This window comes from Pseudomonas sp. Pseusp16, assembly GCF_047324915.1.
In the GTDB taxonomy this organism is placed as follows: domain Bacteria; phylum Pseudomonadota; class Gammaproteobacteria; order Pseudomonadales; family Pseudomonadaceae; genus Aquipseudomonas; species Aquipseudomonas fluorescens_CD.
In genome coordinates this window covers 870,774-888,061 of sequence record NZ_CP168522.1, presented here as the reverse complement: position 1 = coordinate 888,061, position 17,288 = coordinate 870,774, and the positions used below count along the sequence as shown (strand labels likewise).

13 protein-coding genes are annotated in these 17,288 nt (G+C 60.7%); all 13 read right to left on the bottom strand.

What is annotated here, in order from left to right; all coding sequences use genetic code 11:
- Positions 1 to 45 precede the first annotated feature (45 nt).
- Entirely contained in the window at positions 46 to 477 is a 432-nt protein-coding gene (locus ACEN8Q_RS03895; RefSeq protein WP_181456806.1) for a YceK/YidQ family lipoprotein, read from the bottom strand.
- Between the two features lie 49 nt (positions 478 to 526).
- A complete protein-coding gene (locus ACEN8Q_RS03890; protein WP_413704563.1) occupies positions 527 to 1,297 on the bottom strand; it encodes a DUF4123 domain-containing protein in 771 nt (256 codons plus the stop codon).
- Between the two features lie 16 nt (positions 1,298 to 1,313).
- Complete coding sequence (locus ACEN8Q_RS03885; protein ID WP_413704562.1) at positions 1,314 to 3,710, bottom strand: type VI secretion system Vgr family protein; 2,397 nt, start codon at positions 3,708 to 3,710, stop codon at positions 1,314 to 1,316.
- A gap of 2 nt (positions 3,711 to 3,712) precedes the next feature.
- On the bottom strand, positions 3,713 to 6,358 hold the full coding sequence (tssH, locus tag ACEN8Q_RS03880; protein WP_413704561.1) for a type VI secretion system ATPase TssH: 2,646 nt from the start codon (positions 6,356 to 6,358) through the stop codon (positions 3,713 to 3,715).
- Positions 6,359 to 6,508: 150 nt separating this feature from the next.
- Positions 6,509 to 7,000 (bottom strand): Hcp family type VI secretion system effector, encoded by a 492-nt coding sequence (locus tag ACEN8Q_RS03875; protein WP_413426859.1) that lies wholly within the window; start codon positions 6,998 to 7,000, stop codon positions 6,509 to 6,511.
- A gap of 34 nt (positions 7,001 to 7,034) precedes the next feature.
- Complete coding sequence (locus tag ACEN8Q_RS03870) at positions 7,035 to 8,741, bottom strand: OmpA family protein (protein ID WP_413426861.1); 1,707 nt, start codon at positions 8,739 to 8,741, stop codon at positions 7,035 to 7,037.
- 7 nt (positions 8,742 to 8,748) lie between these two features.
- The gene (gene tssL, locus ACEN8Q_RS03865) at positions 8,749 to 9,432 is read right to left on the bottom strand and encodes a type VI secretion system protein TssL, short form (RefSeq protein ID WP_413426863.1); all 684 of its coding nucleotides are present in this window, start codon (positions 9,430 to 9,432) and stop codon (positions 8,749 to 8,751) included.
- Positions 9,429 to 10,784: a type VI secretion system baseplate subunit TssK gene (gene tssK, locus ACEN8Q_RS03860; protein WP_413704560.1), complete on the bottom strand. Its 1,356-nt coding sequence runs from the start codon at positions 10,782 to 10,784 to the stop codon at positions 9,429 to 9,431. Before tssK ends, tssL begins: the two co-directional genes overlap by 4 nt.
- 39 nt (positions 10,785 to 10,823) lie before the next feature.
- Positions 10,824 to 12,362, bottom strand: a complete 1,539-nt coding sequence (gene tssC, locus ACEN8Q_RS03855) for a type VI secretion system contractile sheath large subunit (protein ID WP_413704559.1) — start codon at positions 12,360 to 12,362, stop codon at positions 10,824 to 10,826.
- A 33-nt stretch (positions 12,363 to 12,395) separates the two neighbouring features.
- Positions 12,396 to 12,899, bottom strand: coding sequence for a type VI secretion system contractile sheath small subunit (tssB, locus tag ACEN8Q_RS03850; RefSeq protein WP_413426869.1), 504 nt, complete (start codon positions 12,897 to 12,899; stop codon positions 12,396 to 12,398).
- Positions 12,900 to 13,375: 476 nt separating this feature from the next.
- Positions 13,376 to 13,924, bottom strand: a complete 549-nt coding sequence (locus ACEN8Q_RS03845; protein WP_007975263.1) for a cupin domain-containing protein — start codon at positions 13,922 to 13,924, stop codon at positions 13,376 to 13,378.
- A 362-nt stretch (positions 13,925 to 14,286) separates the two neighbouring features.
- Complete coding sequence (locus tag ACEN8Q_RS03840; RefSeq protein ID WP_413426871.1) at positions 14,287 to 15,585, bottom strand: NAD(P)/FAD-dependent oxidoreductase; 1,299 nt, start codon at positions 15,583 to 15,585, stop codon at positions 14,287 to 14,289.
- A gap of 53 nt (positions 15,586 to 15,638) precedes the next feature.
- Entirely contained in the window at positions 15,639 to 17,129 is a 1,491-nt protein-coding gene (locus ACEN8Q_RS03835; RefSeq protein ID WP_413426873.1) for an aldehyde dehydrogenase, read from the bottom strand.
- Positions 17,130 to 17,288: the final 159 nt, after the last annotated feature.

The window sequence follows — 17,288 nt, the reverse complement described above, 5'->3', positions numbered from 1 at the left end:
CTCCCTTATTTCATTTCAGGCCGCATGGGAGAAATCCCGATGTATCTAAAGCACAGTTCTGGCTGGACAGGCATTTACGTCAAGATCATAGAACTCAAGCCTTTCCTTATCCGGGAGTCCGTTATCGGCCTGGCAGTATTTATCCAGCAGGTAGCCTTCGAACTCCCGATCAGCGATCAGTTTTCTCTTGTGGTCGCTGTGCAACAGCATAGTGTCGACAACGAAGTCCACAGGCATACCGAGCACAATAATGAAGGGGCAGGCGATACTCAGATAACAAACTACAGGTGTGTAGTCGTAACCTCCGCGGCCCTCCAGGGTGAGCATGGCCCAATCATATTGAATGGCCGGATAGTAATAGTTCGAACTATAGTTTTTTCGCGATGACGCGTCTCGCTCAATCAAAGTCCCGCAGCCGACAATTGAAAAAACAACACCCAGTAACGGTATAACCATCATGCGCTTCAGCACGTTCATCTCCTTCACTCGTTTATCCCTATAACGCGCCACGAGCATTAAACAGCTATCAAACCGGCACATTGGAAACAGGAAAGTTCTGCCAAATGTAGTCGCTCAAATCGCCAACATAACTTTCCTGTCTGGCTTGCAAGATCAATGAGTACAGCAAGTTGAAACGCTGTTCCCGAGAGCCATCCAGATGATCGAATTCACCGCCAGTGAGCAGTTGTTGAGCCTCACCGATGCACATAATCCGTGCGCATTGCTCATTGCTGAGTTTTACAAAGGGGCTGACTCCGACGCCCGTCTGCTTCTGCAGGCGAGTGCCCGGTCTCCATTGCGGCTGGTTGTCGCGATCAAGCCAGCCCCAGAAGCAGGCGACTCGCAGGAACTCGGCGCGCTGTTCGCTGGTGAGGATGGTGTTCAGCAGCAGGGGAAAGATTCGCGGATCGTAAAAACGCAATAAGCCGACCCGCTCGCCCCACTGCATTTGAAGCAGAGCTTGCAAGGCATGACTCAGTTCTTCAAACCGCAGGGACGTAACCAGAACCATCAGCCTGGCCTCGGAAGCGCCGTGTTCGATCAGCTCTTCCAGCCAGGCCCTGTGTTGCCAGATGGTCAGGTCCAGGCGCATCAACAGCGGAGCCTGGTCCAGCAGCTTTTCCTCCGGCATACCCGTGAACAAAGAGAACCATGGCGCCTTGGGGCCCAGTGCCTGCAACCCGGGAACCGCGCAATGGCTCCAATTAGCCTGATCAAGCAAAAGATTGACTTCATGTAACTCGGCTGAGGCGCACACCTGTTCGATTTGCTCCAGCCATTGGATAGGCGTTTTCATCCGTATGTCTCCTCAATCAACCTTGACGCGTCAGCAAACCAATCGCTCTCTTTTGGGCCTTTTTCAGGCAGTCCTCGCACACCGATTTGGGCAACACCATCAACGGGATACGCTGGCCGCCGGGCCCCTCCCAGATGTGCTGCCCCCTGGAGCGAATCTTGGTGTGACTTTCGAAAAGCAGCCCTTCATTCGGGTCGAGGTAGATCCCCACATCTCCGGTGCCGAGCGTGATGCTTTTTTCGGCCAACAACTTCAGATGCCCCTGTACCGACTGCACGTTGATGTCCTGCTGGGCGAACAGGTTCATCGGGCCGCCATGGGACTCGATGTCCAGTGGACCCTCGCCGGACACCAGACGCATGCCTTCCCGCTGGGCGAGCAGCGAAATGCCTTTTTTGGCGTGTGCCGACAGGTGCTGCTCGGCGGCAAAGTTGATGTCGTCCTGGCTTTGCAGGTACATCCCGTCGCCGCTTTCGAGCAAAAGGGCCGCCGGGGTGACCGCGCCGATACCGTCGGGGGCGCTGAGGAGGATGGCCGGGGCGGACAGGTCTTGGGCGTCTGCTTGTAGTTGGTGCAGGCCTTCGATGGCAGGTGGTCGACTGTTATGGGCCTGGGCAATTTCCTGCCACTGGGCCATTTGCTGCCGGGCGCCTTCGATCTGGCGGGTGGCCGGGCCCATGTCGAGCACATCGCCCGAGGCTTTGGTCTGTTCATCGGCAGTGATGAACACGCCTTTGCCACCCCGGATGCTGCCCCAATCATCGGTGCGCAGCTCAAAGCCTTCCCCACGCTTCTGCTTCTCGGCATCCACCAGATGCCCCAGATTCAGCTGGCTCTTGCCCCCATACTCGGTACTGAGCTTGACGTGCTCCTGCCCGCGCCGGTCTTCCATGCGCAGCTTGTTGTTGGCCGGGGTGCGCAGCACGTTGCGGGTGTAGTCGCGCTTGGCCAGGGTCACGTGGTCCGGGTGGCGGTCGTCGTGCAGGGCGTGGGCGATGTAGGGGCGGTCGGGGTCGCCTTGTTCGAAGGCGATGGCCACTTCGGTGCCGGCGATCAGCGGCAGGTGCAGGCCGTGGGTGTCGCCGGCGTAGGGTCGCGCCAGTCGCAGCCACAGGCTTTCCTGGCCGAGCTTCCAGCTGTCGCGGTCGAACAGGAAGTTGACCTTGTAGCGGCCTTCCTTGTTGATATCGGCGTAGAGGTCGCGGGCCTGCGAGCTGCTGACGCGGGCCGGGACGGTGCCGGCGATATTTGGCTTGGGCAGCAATGGCGGGCGAAAGCACACGGTTTCCGCGTAAGGGATGGCCTCGAAGGTGCATTCGAAGCTGGCATCGCGGGCGGCGCGGGTAGTCAGGTGGGTGATCACGGCGCGGGGGGCGAAGGCCTGGGGCGCACCGCCAGTGATGGTGAGGACCTGGCCCGGTACGAGGGTGGCGCTGCTGCTGACACCGCTCAGCAGGGTCTGCTCGTTGAGGTAACGCTCGTGGCGCAAGCGGGCGTAGAAGTAGCCGCTTTCGCTTTGCAGGTCTTCGTCCTGGTCGTAGGTGTCGCCGAGTACGGTGTAGGGCTCGGCGTAGTGGTAGGCCTCGCCGTAGGTGGTTTTCGCCCCCCGGGTCTGGTCGACGTCGCTCTGCAGCCAGGCGTTGGCGTTACGCGGGTCGTAGGCGCGCAGGTGGAGGTTTTTTTCCACCACTCGATGGCTCGATTGCAGCCGCCAGACGCCGTCCTGATCGTTGCTGTTCAGACCGGCGGGCGGACGGTACGACAGCTCGATATCGAACTGGTAGCCGCGCTGGTCGTCGCAGAGTTCCACGACATCGATGTTCAGCCGTTGGTCGCTGGTGAACCGGTACCAGATGCCCACTTCGGCCAGCAGCCGGGCGATGAACGCCAGGTCACTTTCGCCGTACTGCATGACCTGTTCGCGCTTGGGGTAGTCGCGCACCAGCCTGAACAGGAAGTCCTGGCCCTCGAATTCGTGGCGGCTGCGCAGGACGTGTTCGACGATTTCCGGCACCGACTGGTGCTGGTAGATGCGGTATTGCCGACCGCGGCCGAGCAGGGCCAGGCGCGGTTGCAGGGTGAGTTCGTAGCGCGCTTCGTCGACGGAGGCGGACAGGCGTTTGAAGGCGGTGATCACGCCGTTCAGGGTGCGCAGCGGTTTGATTTCTGGCGTGGGCAGGCCCTTGATCACCGGTGGCTGTTTGCCGGCGTACAGGCTGAAACGCGCGTCCTTGCCGAGCAGCTGTTCGGCGGCGAGGTCTTGCTCGGTGCTGGTGAATTCGATGTGGTAGCTGAAGGGCTGGCTCAGGTGCTCTTTGCCGTGGAAGGCGAGGACATCGAGTGGAGCCTCGAGGTTGCGAACCCAGAGTTTGTGGCGGCTGTGGTCGAAGAAGACGGGCAATGAATCGAGCATGTTCAGGCCTCCTCGACCCTAGAGGACGCCGTTTGCCGAGCGTCGGTGAAGGACAGGCAGATGCCGTGTTCGGCGCTGAAACCCAGCATCACGCCAAGGGTTTTCAAATTGACGGCCTGACGCTGCAGGAGCTGCTGGCTGAGGACCGGCAATATCTGCTGGTTGAGCAAGCTGTCGATGTTGCGTGCGCCGGTGTCGGGCAATAGGCAGGCGGCAACCAGTGCATCGTTGAGCGAGTCTTCGATCCGGCAAGTCAGGCCGTAATGGCGGTGCAGGCGCCTGGCGACCTGGGCGAGTTTGAGCGCGACGATACGCTTGAGTGCGCAGGCATCCAGCGGGCGGTAGATCAGGGTTTGAAAGCGTGCCAGCAAGGCTGGCTGAAAATGCTCGCGCAGGATCGGTCGCAGCCATTCGTGCAGGGTGCTGTCCGGCGCATCGGGTTGCTCCTGAAGACCGGCCTGCAGTTCGTCGCTGCCAAGGTTGGAGGTCATCAGGATGACGGTGTTGCGAAAGTCGATTTCGCGTCCCTCGCCATCGCGCATGAAGCCGCGATCGAAGACTTGATAGAACAGGTTGAGCACGTCGCGGTGGGCCTTTTCCACCTCATCCAGCAACACGACACTGTAGGGGCGCTGGCGGACCGCCTCGGTGAGCACGCCGCCCTGGCCGTAACCGACGTAACCCGGTGGCGAGCCCTTGAGCTGGCTGACGGTGTGCGCTTCCTGATACTCGGAAAGGTTGAGGGTGATCAGTGATTTCTCGCCACCGAACAGGCAGTCGGCCAGGGCCAGTGCGGTTTCGGTCTTGCCCACGCCACTGGTGCCGACCAGCAGGAATACACCCAGTGGCGCGTTCTCCTGGGTCAGGCCGGTCTTGGCTGCGCGAAGGTGCTGGGCCAATGCATTGAGAGGTTGATCCTGGCCGATCACCCGCTCTGCCAGCTGTTGTTCGAGCAGCAACAGGTTGGCCTGTTCGTCCTTGAGCAGACTGCCCAGCGGCACCCCGGTCCAGTCGGCGATCACCTCGGCCACGCTGCGCGCGGTGACGTCGAGTGAGAACAGCGGTTGGTTGCCCTGGATTTCGCTCAGGCGTTGTTGCAGCACTACACAGTCGTCGGGGCGAGGTGGTTCGGCCTGGCGTGTGTCGAGCAGTTGTCGGGTCAGTTCGAGCTCATGCTGGTATTGCCGGACCCGTTCGATTTGCTGACGGTCGAGCTCGGCGTGTTGAACCTCGATGGTTGCCAGACGATCTTCGACAGGGCCGCCACTGAGTCGCTGATCTTGCAGCAGGGCCTGCTGCTCCAGCTCCAGCGCCGCCTTGCGGGCCTTGAGCCGGACCAGCGCCTGCGGTTCGCAATCGAGGCCCATGCGCACCCGCGCGCTGGCAGTGTCGAGCAGGTCGACGGCTTTGTCCGGCAATTGTCGGCCCGTCAGATAACGTCGCGACAGGCTGACCGCCGCCTGCACCGCCGCGTCCTGGATATGCACGCCATGATGGCTGGCATAACGGGCCTTGAGACCGCGCAGCATGAGGCAGGCACTGTCGTCATCGGGCTCGTCGACCTTGACCATCTGAAACCGCCGCTCCAGCGCGGCATCGCGCTCGAAATACTGCTTGTACTCACTCCAGGTGGTCGCGGCGATGGTGCGCAACTCACCACGGGCCAGCGCCGGCTTGAGCAAGTTGGCCGCATCCGCCCCGCCCGCCTGGTTGCCGGCACCGATCAGGGTATGGGCTTCGTCGATGAACAGCAGCACCGGGTCAGCCGACTGCTGCACGGCGTCGATGACATTCTTCAGACGTTGTTCGAACTCACCCTTGACCCCGGCGCCCGCCTGCAACAACCCCAGATCGAGGGTGCGCACACACACCGGCTTGAGGCTGTCCGGGACATTGCCTTCAGCGATGCGCAAGGCAAGGCCTTCGACCAGTGCCGTCTTGCCCACACCTGGCTCGCCGACCAGGATCGGGTTGTTCTTGCGTCGGCGGCTGAGGATGTCGATGACCTGGCGGATTTCATCGTCACGGCCGAATACGGGATCAATGCTCCCTGCCCTCGCCTTGGCCGTGATGTCCTGAGTGAATCTGTCCAGCACGGCCAGCAAGGCATCGTTGGGCACTTCACTGGAAGTCGAGCCCTCGAATGTCTGCTCCAATGCTGTTGCCTGTTGCACCAGCGGACGTTCTTCGGAGTGTTGGTCGAGCACTGCAAACAGGTGTTGCAACTGGGTTTCGCTGAGACTGAGCAGGGGCCAAGCGGTTTCGCACGCCAGCAGGTCGGGACTCTCCAGCAGCGCACCGAGCAGGTGCGCCGAACGCAGGCTGTCCTTGCTCTCCAGCGACGCACGCAGCCAGGCGTTCTTGATCAATTCCTGCAACTTGCCACACAGCTGCGGTTTGCCCTGCACGCTGCGCGGCAGTGTGTCGAGATGGTCGAGCAGTCCGCGCCACAGCGCGTCCATGTCCCATTCATAACGGCGGGCAATCAGGGTCAGGTCGCCCTCGCCCTGCTCCAGCAGTTTGAGCAGCCAGTGTTCGATGCTGACCTGCGCATGGGCACGGCTCTGGCACAGCGATGCCGCTGCGCTCAGTGCCTGGGCACAGAAAGGATTGAGGCGGCGAAGCAAGCGTGTGGAAGCGAGTGCCATGCGGTACGTCCTTGTGCTGGATCCCCAGCGAGTAGTCGGTTGTGCAAAATGGAAAGCGTGGGGATATGCCTTGTTGAACGTCCGCATGCAGACGCTCGACAAGGCACACCGCAACCAGCAGGCGGATGCCCGCCTGCTGGTTGCCTTGCATCAGGAGCTCTGGCGCTCGCTCCAGGAATCGGAGTGGATGATGTTGCCGTCCTTGAAGGTCCAGGTGACCTTCTCGTACCGCAACTCGATCTGCTCCAGGTGGTTGTGTTTTTCCTTGGTCGGATCTTTCACGTCGTGCATTTTCGACGCGACTTTCACCACCTTCACGTTTTCCAGTCTGGTGTTGAAGTACTCGACTTCCTGGCCGGCATCGTCGATGCGATACCACCTGAACTCGGCGCTCTTCAGCGTCTGGCCGGTGGTCACCGCCTTATAGAGGTAGGGGGTCGAGGCATCGATTTCCTTGCTGAACTGAAACGGGGTATGCACCCGCGTGCCAGTCAACTTGCCGGTGTTGTTGTCGGTGGGGATGTACAGGCTGTGGTCCTGGGCGACCACCTCGATGCTGCCTTCGCGCTTTTGCACGTCCACCGAACCCTTGATGTCCGCGTCGCCGTCATCTTTCAGCCACAGGTAAACGGGAATTGCCATGTGAAGCTCCTTTTCTCGGATCGTGAATGCCGCGTTATGCGACAGGGGGGTGCTGGTCCGCTCCTGCAGCGGGAGGCACGCAGGCCCCCGCTTCAGGAATCAGACGTATATCGACGCGACGATTGGCCTGGCGACCAACCTCGGTGGCGTTGCTGGCGATGGGCTGACTGGCACCGAAACCCTGCACCGCGAAACAGCTGTCGGGGATATCGCCCATCTGCCGCATCCAGTGGTGAACCGCTGCGGCGCGGGCTCGTGACAACGCCAGGTTGTGCTCGGCACTGCCACTGGCATCCGTGTGCCCGGCAATGACGATCAGCCAGCCGGGCTGGGCCTTGATGCCGACAAGGGCGCTGATCAGCACCTTGGCCGACTCGGGCTTGAGCTGGGCGCTGCCGCTGCTGAACAGCGAGAGGCTGTCCAGGCGAACCGTCGTGGCGGATGCCGCCTTTGGCTGTCGGTGGCCGGCGATCACCGCCAACAGATGTTCACGTAGCCGTTCGCCGCGATACAGGCCAAACCCCAGGGACAGGGGCGCGCCGTGGCGGTAATAGTGGTCAAGACGCAGGGCGTCCTGATGCAGTACTACCAGGTTTTTTTCGCGCCTGTCGACGTCAGGTCGGGATACCTGATCCGCCGGAGTGATGGCGTTGTATCGCCGCAGGTCATCGGTCACTTGCCGTGCCAGCAAGGTGTTCTGCCACGCCGAGTTCACCAGCGCGACCAGCGCGGCAGCCGTGAACATCCACAGCGCAATCACACCCGCACGACGGTTCGGTGAGTAGCGCGAATCCCTCGGCAGCAGGCTCAACAACGGATCAGGAAACGGCAAGGCCTGTGACGCATCAGGCTCGATGGGCCGTGGGTCCGCCAATGCAATCCTGTTGCGCAACCATTGCTGCCACAGGTTGCCCGGCACACGCCGGGGCCCCTCCGCGACCAGCGTGATGGCACTGGCCACGACCAGGTCGCTGTGGGTGTGGGCCTCGCGGGGGGCGAGATGTGGTAATACGGTTTCAGCCAGCCACGCCGCCGCGCTGTTGAGCCGAACGCTGGTCTGCAATCGCAACGCGCGCGTGGCATTGTCCGCCACCTGCACCTGCCATTGGTCCAGGCTGACGCACTCGCCGGCTTCGCGCACGTTGGGGCTGGCCTGCCCGGATTCCCAACTGAACCACTGCCCCGCCCCCCGCGGGCTTTGCAGGTAACTCAACACCAGCAGCGGCGCGGCAATGCCCTGTTTGCGCACACGCATCAATTGATGGCGCACCGTCCGCACCCGGCCGGCGAGCACTTCGCTGTCGACCTGTTCCTGGGGATTGACGATGAACAGGACGCTCAATTGCCGGCCCCAGTCAGGACGCAGGGACATCAGGTTGTCAGCTACCGCGGGTAACTGTTCCAGACTGGCCACGCGCACATAACAGCCCTGCCCGGTGATGCGCAGGGCCAGTTGCCCGGCGGGGATCTCCCCAAACAGACCGACCAGGCCGTCACCACAGACCAATACCACCGGCAGGCGATAGGACGCCGGCGGCAATGGCTGGCTTTCGCTCATCAGCAGCGCCTGGCGCTGATGAGCCGCCTGCCGGCCGATCCGCTTCCAGGCCATGCCGACGCCGACAACCACCACGACGATTGCCATGACGCGAAGCCAGAGCGTCATTGGAATGATCAGCAGCAGTACGGTCGCCAGTGTGCCCGCCCAGAGCCAGAGACCACGTTTGAGTTTGAAGGTCATCGGCCCCTCACACCCGGCCAGGCACAAGCGTGGCGATCAGATCGCCCAACAGATAGTCCAGTCCGCACCAGACCGCCGCCAGCAACACACCTGCAGCCAACCCCTGGGCCAGGGGCGTTCGCAGCCAGGCAGGCGTGATGCCGCGAGTGCCCGGGTTGAACTGCGTGTCGATCGACTGGCCGAGTTTCAACGGCTGCACCCTGGCACTCAATGCGGCCAGCAGTTGCTCCCGCTCGGGGTCATCCAGTTGCTGATAACGGCCCTTGAACCCCAGCATCAACACCCGGTGAAAGGCCGTCAGTACATGCAAGTCCGGCGCGGGATCGCGCAGCACTTCGCGCATGTCCTCATACAGGAACTCACCGGCCTGGTGGCGATTGAAAAACCTGGCTTGCAGGGGTTCATTGGCCCACTTGGCGTGGTCTTCCCCTTTGGCGAAGCCCAGCACGGTTTCATCCAGCAACGCGCACTGCGCATGACTGATATGGTCGATGCTGCGTCGGCTCAACCCGGCTTGTTCAAGCTGCCCGAGTACGTGCTCGATCTGTTTGATGCACAGTGCCGATATGTCCTGGCTGCCATGTACGGGTGTGCCGTGCAGCAGCTCGACCACCAGCAGGTAGCTGTCCTGCAACAGCGTATCGACGTCCACCGCCGCTACGGCAGGTAGTTTGGATAAGGTCGGTTTCATGTGCGTAATACCGCGAACAGTTCGAGTTTGACGTCGGCCAGGGTGCCGGGTACGTAGAAGACACAGGTCCCTGCGGCCAGCATGGCCTGCCCCTTCGCATGGTTCAGGTCAAGGGCGAAGTACTGGTTTTCCAGGCGCAGGGGAATGGCCGCCGGAACATGGCTCAGTGGCTGCAACGGCACGCCGTCAAGCGCGGCGTTGACCAGACGCTCGACATCGTCCGGCGCGCCGATCTTGCACAGGCGCGGGAACTGGCTCTGCAACTGCGCCGCCGGCAAGCCGCTACGCACCGACAGATAGAAGTCGGCGCCGTCCTGTTCGCGCAGGCGCCCATCGTCGAGACGGACCTGCCAGCGGTTGGCGCCGGCCTCCTCCAGCGCAAGGGCAATGACTCGCGACGGCAGGCTGGCCTCCAGCAAGGTGGAGATCAGGCGCAACAACGGTGGCAATACCTGTTCCAGATGTTCGTGTCGGTAAGGGGGGATCTGCTCGATGTCGTGTTCGAGGGAAAAGGTCAGCAGGCTGCCGGCCAGCCTGGTCAGCTCCAGGTAGACCTGCTCGGGGTGCCGTGCAGGCCAGGACTTGAGATCGGCCAATACCGGCTGGTAAGTGTTCAAGGCGTTGAGCAGCCAGAACAACGACACGTCCGCCACGGCAAAGTCAGCCATGCGCTGATTGCTTTCGCGACGCATGCCCATCAAGCGCTGACGCTTGGCGGACAACTGGGTCAACAGGTTATCCAATTGCGCCAACAGCCCCGGATGCGCCGCGAAGCTGAGTAGCGGCGGCACATAGCCGGGATCAAGACTCCAGGCGCCCTGCCCGTCGCGCACCAGGCGCGCGATCGGGCAGGTCAGGTAGTCGCCGTTGTCGTCATGGGCAAAGCGCAGGCTCAGTACGTGCTCCAGCACGCCGATCGATTGCGCCTCATCGCCATACAGGTCCTGCACCTGGCGCCAATCCTGACGAAAGCGTGTCGGTCGATCGGCCTTGACGTCGTCGAACAGGCAGTTGTTGCCATTGCCCTGCTCCAGCGGCAAGGCCAGGAGCAACGTTGCACCCGCAAGGTCATCGGGCAACAGGCGCGCCAGTTCCAGGCCCGCTGGCAGACGATCCACATGATCAGTATCGATCAGTGTCCCGTCGGGCATGCGCAATCGCAGCTCAGTGGCCTTGAGCTTACCCAGGCGCAGAGCTTCCAGGTCAAACGCCACCGCCTGGATGCCCCAGGGATGAACCAGCGACAAATGCGCCAGACGCTCATTTGCCCAGGCCTCCCAGCGTGCCTGCTGCTGGAATTGCTGCGGAGACAGAAGAGCCCCCGCGGCCCACAAGGGGCGGTCGATTTTCATGACGTCGTTTCCCTACGAAATGAACAGCGGTTCGGAGCCTCAGGCTTTTGCCTTGGGCATCTGCGAAACCAGCGACAAATTGACGTCCATGCCTTCCACCTGGAAATGCGGCACGGCATACAACTTGACGCGGAAGAAGCCGGGGTTGTCCTCGATGTCTTCCACGGTGACCTTGGCATCGCGCAACGGGTGCGAAGCCTGCAAGTCATCACTTGGGTCGGTCATCTCGGTCACCAGGCCGCCGATCCACTTGTTCAGCTCCAGCTCCAGCAGACGACGATCCTTGGTCGTGCCGATGTTTTCGCGCTGGATCAACTTCAAGTAGTGAGCGATGCGCGACAGCAGGAAGATGTAGGGCAAGCGCGAGTTGATTCGGCTGTTGGCAGTGGCATCGGCCGTGTCGTACAGCGCCGGCTTCTGCGCAGAGTTGGCCGAGAAGAAACACGCGTAGTCGCGATTCTTGTAATACGAGAGCGGGATGAATCCGAGGTTGGCGAACTCGAATTCGCGAGTTTCCGGAATCATCACCTCCGAAGGAATCTTCACCTGGTTGCCCGTGCCCAGATCGTATAAATGGATCGGCAAACCGGTGACCGCACCGCCAGACTGCGGTCCGCGAATCTGCACGCACCAACCGTTGGCAATAAAGCTTTTAACCATGTTGGCAGCGAAGGCAAACGAGGCGTTGGTCCACAGGTATTTGTCGTGATCCAGGCCTTTGACGCTTTCGATGTAGTTGAAGCTGCGCACCGGAACGGTGTCTGGACCATACGGCAGACGCCCCAGCACCCGCGGCATGAGCAAGCCGATGTAACGGGCATCGTCACTCTCGCGGAACGCCTTCCACTTGATGTATTCGGCACGGTCGAAGTAATTGCCGATGTCCTTGATGGCGGCGACTTCTTCCATCGACTGCTTGCCAAAGAACTCGGGGCCGACGGCACCGATGAAAGGCATGTGCGCAGCCGCCGAGACTTTGGAGATGTTGCGCAGCAGGGCTATGTCCTGCGGATCGCGACCAAACTCGTAGTTGGAAATGGCCGCGGCAATCGGCTCCCCGCCGGGCGTGTCGTACTCCTGGGTGTAGGTGTGCAAATACAGGCCGCTTTGCGCGATTTCCGGAGCGTCTTCAAAATCCTGTACCAGGTGCGCCTTGCTGATATCGAGCAGCTCGATTCGTACGTTCTGGCGAAAATCGGTCTGGTCGATCAGCGACTTCACGCCACGCCAGGTTGACTCGGTTCGCTGGAAGTCAGGATGGTGCATCACAGCGTCGAGTTGACGGCTGATCTGTGCATCCAGCATTGCGATATGGCCGTCGAGCAGCGCTCTGTCCAGGCGCTCGATTTTCTGCGACGACTGCTTGAGCAGGTTCAGGAACACACTGACAGCGGCCGTCACGCGCTCATCGGCCGTGGCCTCAGCCAGCGCCTCGGCATTCTGAAAGCTGTCGATGCCGCCTAATTTCGCCACTGGACTGAGATTGATCTTTCCAAACAGTGCGCCATACACGCTTGCATTTTCTTCAGGCAACACTGTAGCGCCGCGCGATTGCGCGTTAGAACTTTCTAAAGACATTGTGGAACTTCCCTTTAAACGAACCGAATTGAATTAACGAGCTTCTTCCGGAGCCAAGGCGGCCAACTCGGCCCGCAGCTCATCACTCAACACATCGTCCTTGAGGATTCGCTCCAGTTCGTGACGGAAGGTAGCGTTGTCCAACAGGTTGGACTTGAGGTCGCGCAGCAGGTTGCGCATCGCCAGCAAGGCACGCAACTGGGGGATTTGCCTCGCCACCTGCTCAGGCTCGAAATCCTTCATGCACTGAAAGTTCAATTCGACCGAAGTGTCGACGCCGTCATCCACCAGGGTATTTTCCACCGCCAGTTTCAGGACTGGCGAGAACTCGGCCAATACGCTATCGAAGTTATTCTTGTTGATTCCAACTTTGTGGCGCTCCGAAAGCGGGCGCTGCTCCTTGCCGTTGCTGTAGTCACCCATGACCATCAACTTCAAAGGCAGCTCGACCTTTTTTTGAGCACCGCCAGTGTGCAAATCGAGCTTGATGTTGACCCGAGCCTTGGGCACTTCATTTTGAAAACTGTTTGAAGCCATAACTCCTCCATGCGAACTCGCAACAGCCGCGAGCAACATCTCTGTCGATAAATGTATCAATCATTTCGGGGGGCAACAATGAACTATCCTGGAGGGACGCACCACCCCGAAAAATACGATTCAGATGCTTCCGACCCTTTTAGGCAAACACTACCTACACGCCAAGTAGGAATTACCCTACACAATTTATGAAACAACCTACAGTCAAGGCGAAGGACCGATAATTTGAAATACAAAACACTTCGACAAATATCTATTTACAGCAATAAAGGCACCGCTTTTACTGTGAAAAATACTTACCTTCGGCGTATTACATCAGGAAACAATTAACGACCAAGGTGGATTACAACAATTGAAACTGACCAAAGCGGGCACCACCAAAACAAAAAAAATCCGATCCCTGAACAGGCATCGGATTTTTTGTTCCACTCGATAAAAGCCGTTTCAACCAACCAGCTGATTATCCTTGCGCGCCGTCAGAAGTTCGCCGGCGTGTTGGCACTGATAATCTCGGCCTCATCCGCCCCGATATTGCGAAACCGATGCGGCAAGGTCGTCGGGAAGTAATAGCCATCCCCGGCATTCAGCACGCTTACCTGTCCGTCCACGGTCAACTCCACGGTACCCCGTGTCACCAACCCACACTCCTCGCCTTCGGAATGCACGATCGGCTCTTCACCCGAACTGGCGCCCGGCGCGTATTGCTCGCGCAGCAGGCGCATCTGCCGGCTCGGCACGGAAGCGCCGATCAGCAGCAGGCGCAGGCCATGGCGGCCGAGGTCGGGCTGTTCGTTGGCGCGGAAGACGTACTGGTGTTCGCGCGGTGGCTGATCGAAGGTGAAGAAGTCGGCCAGGGACATGGGGATGCCCTCCAGCAACTTTTTCAGGGAGCTGACGGAAGGACTGACCCGATTCTGTTCGATCAGGGAGATGGTTGCATTGGTGACGCCGCTACGCCGGGCCAGCTCGCGCTGGGACAGTTTGTAGCTTTCGCGTACTAATTTGAGTCGTGAGCCCGTGTCCATGACAGCCTTATGCGCCAACCTGCAGGAGCGAGCAAGCTCGCTCCTGCAGGGATAATGGAGGGGTGGAGTGCAGGCGCGGATCACGCCGTTTTCCGCTCCCGGAAACGTGAAAGGCGGCTATTAAATCACGTTTGTTCGTAATGCTCAGCAGGTTCGATAAACGGCTGGAAAAATAGCCATTTGCCACGAAGTTGCACAACCTGTGGGAGCGGGCTTGCTCGCGAAAGCGGTGTGTCAGGCGCCATCAATTTTGGCCGAGATGACCTCTTCGCGAGCAAGCCCGCTCCCACAGGGGACCGCGGTGTTTCTGGTATTAAAAAACCGGCGGCACCCTTTTGGGGCGGCCGCCGGCGAGGTAAAGCCTAGATCCCGAAACGGTCGCGCAGCGAGTAGTACACGGCACCGAGGGCGGTCAACGGCGCGGAGAAAGTGCGCCCGCCGATCATCGGCATGTGCGGCAGCGAGGCAAACGCATCGAAGCGCTCGGCGTCGCCACGGATCATTTCCGAGATCAGTTTGCCGGCCAGGTGCGAGCACGTGACGCCGTGGCCGCTGTAGCCCTGCATGTAGTAGGCGTTTTTCTCTATACGGCCGAATTGCGGCATGCGCGACATGGTCAACAGGAAGTTGCCGGTCCAGCGGTAGTCGATCTTCACGTCCTTGAGTTGCGGGAAGGTCTTGAGGATCTTCGGGCGAATCAGTTGTTCGATGTCGTCCGGCTCACGAGCGCCGTAGACCACGCCGCCGCCGTACAGCAGGCGGTTGTCTGCGGTCAGACGGTAGTAGTCGAGCAGGTAGTTGCAGTCTTCGACGCAGTAGTTGTTCTTGATCAGGCTGCGGGCCTGTTTTTCCGACAATGGCTCGGTAACGACGATCTGCGAACCGCACGGCATGCTCTTGCTGGTCACGCGGTTGTCGAGGCCCTGTGGCAGGTAGGCGTTACCGGCGATCAACAGGTACTTGGCCCGCACCAGGCCTTTGGCGGTGCGCACGGTGATCGGCTCGCCGTAGTTGATCTCCACCGCCGCCGACTGCTCGTAGATCTTGCCGCCCAGGCCGATGATGGCCGAGGCTTCGCCGAGGGCCAGGTTCAGCGGGTGAATGTGGCCGCCCTGCATGTCCAGCAGGCCGCCGACGTAGGCATCGGAACCGATTTCACGCTTGATGTCAGCCGCATCGAGCATTTTCAGGTTCTTGTTGCCGTAGCGTTCCCAGCTCTTCTTCTGTTCGGCCAGGCCCTTGAGTTGCTTCTTGTTCATCGCCGCGAAGATGCCGCCGGGACGGTAATCACACTGGATGTCGTAGTGCTGTATGCGCTGACGAATGATGTCGGCGCCTTCGAAAATCATGCTGCCGAGGATTTCGGCGGTCTTGTCGCCGTAGCGCTCTTCGATGACATCGACGTCGCGGCTGTAGGAGTTGACCAGTTGGCCGCCGTTGCGACCGCTGGCGCCGAAACCGACCTTGGCCGCTTCCAGCACGGTCACGCTGTAGCCCGCTTCAGCGAGGAACAGCGCCGAGGACAGACCGGTGTAGCCGGCGCCGATCACGCAGACGTCGCAGTCCACCGCTCCTTCCAGCACCGGGAAATCGCCGGTGAAGTTGCGGGTGGCGGCGTAGTAGCTGTCTACATGCTTTTGTTTAACAGAATCTTGTTTCATAGGTTTCTCCGATGGCCACCGGCAACGTGCAGGCGACCGCCGTTTAAAAGGTCTTAGAGCTTGATCCAGGTCGCTTTGAGTTCGGTGTACTTGTCGAACGCGTGCAGCGATTTGTCCCGACCGTTACCCGACTGCTTGAACCCGCCGAACGGCGCGGTCATGTCGCCGCCGTCGTACTGGTTGACCCAGACGCTGCCGGCACGCAGGGCACGGGCGAAGGTATGGGCCTTGCTCAGGTTGCTGGTCCATACGCCTGCGGCCAGGCCGTAGATGCTGTCGTTGGCAATCGCCAGAGCTTCTTCAGCGGTGTCGAAGGTAATGACCGACAGCACCGGGCCGAAGATTTCTTCCTGGGCGATGGTCATGGCATTGGTCACGCCGTCGAAAATCGTCGGTTCCACGTACTGGCCACCGGTGTCTTCGAGGGTGCGGCTGCCGCCAGCGATCAACTGAGCGCCCTGCTCTTTGCCGATACCGATGTAGCGCAGCACGTTGTCCAGTTGACGCTGGTCGACGACCGCGCCGACGGTCGTCGCAGGATCGAGGGCGTGGCCCGGCTTCCAGGCTTGCAGGGCTTCCACCAGCAGCGGGATGAACTGCTCGCGAATCGAGCGCTCCACCAGCAGGCGCGAACCGGCGGTGCAGACTTCGCCCTGGTTGAAGGCAATGGCACCGGCTGCGGCCTGTGCTGCCGCGCGCAAATCCGGCGCATCGGCAAACACCACGTTGGCGCTCTTGCCCCCCGCTTCGGCCCAGACGCGTTTCATGTTGCTTTGCCCGGCGTAGATCATCAGTTGCTTGGCGATCGCCGTGGAGCCGGTGAAGGCCAGCACGTCGACGTCCATGTGCAGCGCCAACGCCTTGCCGACGGTGTGGCCGTAGCCCGGCAGGACGTTGAACACGCCTTTCGGGATGCCCGCTTCCAGCGCCAGCTGCGCGATGCGGATCGCGGTCAGCGGAGACTTTTCCGAAGGCTTGAGGATGAACGAGTTGCCCATCGCCAGAGCCGGAGCGAATTTCCAGCTGGCCATGATCAACGGGAAGTTCCACGGCACGATAGCCGCGACCACGCCGGCTGCTTCGCGCGTCACCAGGCCAAGCTGATCCTGGGGTGTGGCGGCGACTTCGTCGTAGATCTTGTCGATGGCTTCGGCGGTCCAGCGGATCGCGTTGGCGGTCGCTGGAATGTCGATGCTCATGGAATCGCTGATCGGCTTGCCCATGTCGAGGGTTTCGAGCAGGGCCAGTTCTTCACGGTTTGCCAGAATCAGGTCGGCAAAACGGATCAGGACACGCTTGCGCTCGGCCGGGGCCAGGTTGGCCCAGACGCCGGACTCGAACGCGCGGCGCGCCACGGCGACCGCCGCATTGGCGTCAGCTTCGTCGGTGCTGGCGACGTTTGCCAGGAAACGACCGTCTACCGGGCTGATGCATTCGAACGTGGCGCCACTGGCGGCCGCGCAGTATTGGCCGTCAATGAATGCGCGACCTTCAATGGAGAGGGACTGGAAGCGTTGCTCCCAATCGCTGCGAGTGTTTGTCATGGTTGTGACTCGACGCAGGGGAATAGGTGGTCGCCGGATTGAACGCCAACCAATTACGACCTTGGAAATACGGTCCCCTGTGGGAGCGGGCTTGCTCGCGAAGGCGGTGTATCAAGCGACATCAGTGTTGACTGTGCCGCCGTCTTCGCGAGCAAGTCG

Excerpts from the sequence above, each read along its gene's own strand:
- ACEN8Q_RS03845 (WP_007975263.1), bottom strand. The coding sequence starts at position 13,924 with ATGGACACGGGCTCACGACTCAAATTAGTACGCGAAAGCTACAAACTG.
- ACEN8Q_RS03890 (WP_413704563.1), bottom strand. The coding sequence starts at position 1,297 with ATGAAAACGCCTATCCAATGGCTGGAGCAAATCGAACAGGTGTGCGCC.
- ACEN8Q_RS03885 (WP_413704562.1), bottom strand. The coding sequence starts at position 3,710 with ATGCTCGATTCATTGCCCGTCTTCTTCGACCACAGCCGCCACAAACTC.
- ACEN8Q_RS03870 (WP_413426861.1), bottom strand. The coding sequence starts at position 8,741 with ATGACCTTCAAACTCAAACGTGGTCTCTGGCTCTGGGCGGGCACACTG.
- ACEN8Q_RS03895 (WP_181456806.1), bottom strand. The coding sequence starts at position 477 with ATGAACGTGCTGAAGCGCATGATGGTTATACCGTTACTGGGTGTTGTT.
- ACEN8Q_RS03835 (WP_413426873.1), bottom strand. The coding sequence starts at position 17,129 with ATGACAAACACTCGCAGCGATTGGGAGCAACGCTTCCAGTCCCTCTCC.
- ACEN8Q_RS03875 (WP_413426859.1), bottom strand. The coding sequence starts at position 7,000 with ATGGCAATTCCCGTTTACCTGTGGCTGAAAGATGACGGCGACGCGGAC.
- tssL (WP_413426863.1), bottom strand. The coding sequence starts at position 9,432 with ATGAAACCGACCTTATCCAAACTACCTGCCGTAGCGGCGGTGGACGTC.
- tssB (WP_413426869.1), bottom strand. The coding sequence starts at position 12,899 with ATGGCTTCAAACAGTTTTCAAAATGAAGTGCCCAAGGCTCGGGTCAAC.
- tssK (WP_413704560.1), bottom strand. The coding sequence starts at position 10,784 with ATGAAAATCGACCGCCCCTTGTGGGCCGCGGGGGCTCTTCTGTCTCCG.
- tssH (WP_413704561.1), bottom strand. The coding sequence starts at position 6,358 with ATGGCACTCGCTTCCACACGCTTGCTTCGCCGCCTCAATCCTTTCTGT.
- tssC (WP_413704559.1), bottom strand. The coding sequence starts at position 12,362 with ATGTCTTTAGAAAGTTCTAACGCGCAATCGCGCGGCGCTACAGTGTTG.
- ACEN8Q_RS03840 (WP_413426871.1), bottom strand. The coding sequence starts at position 15,585 with ATGAAACAAGATTCTGTTAAACAAAAGCATGTAGACAGCTACTACGCC.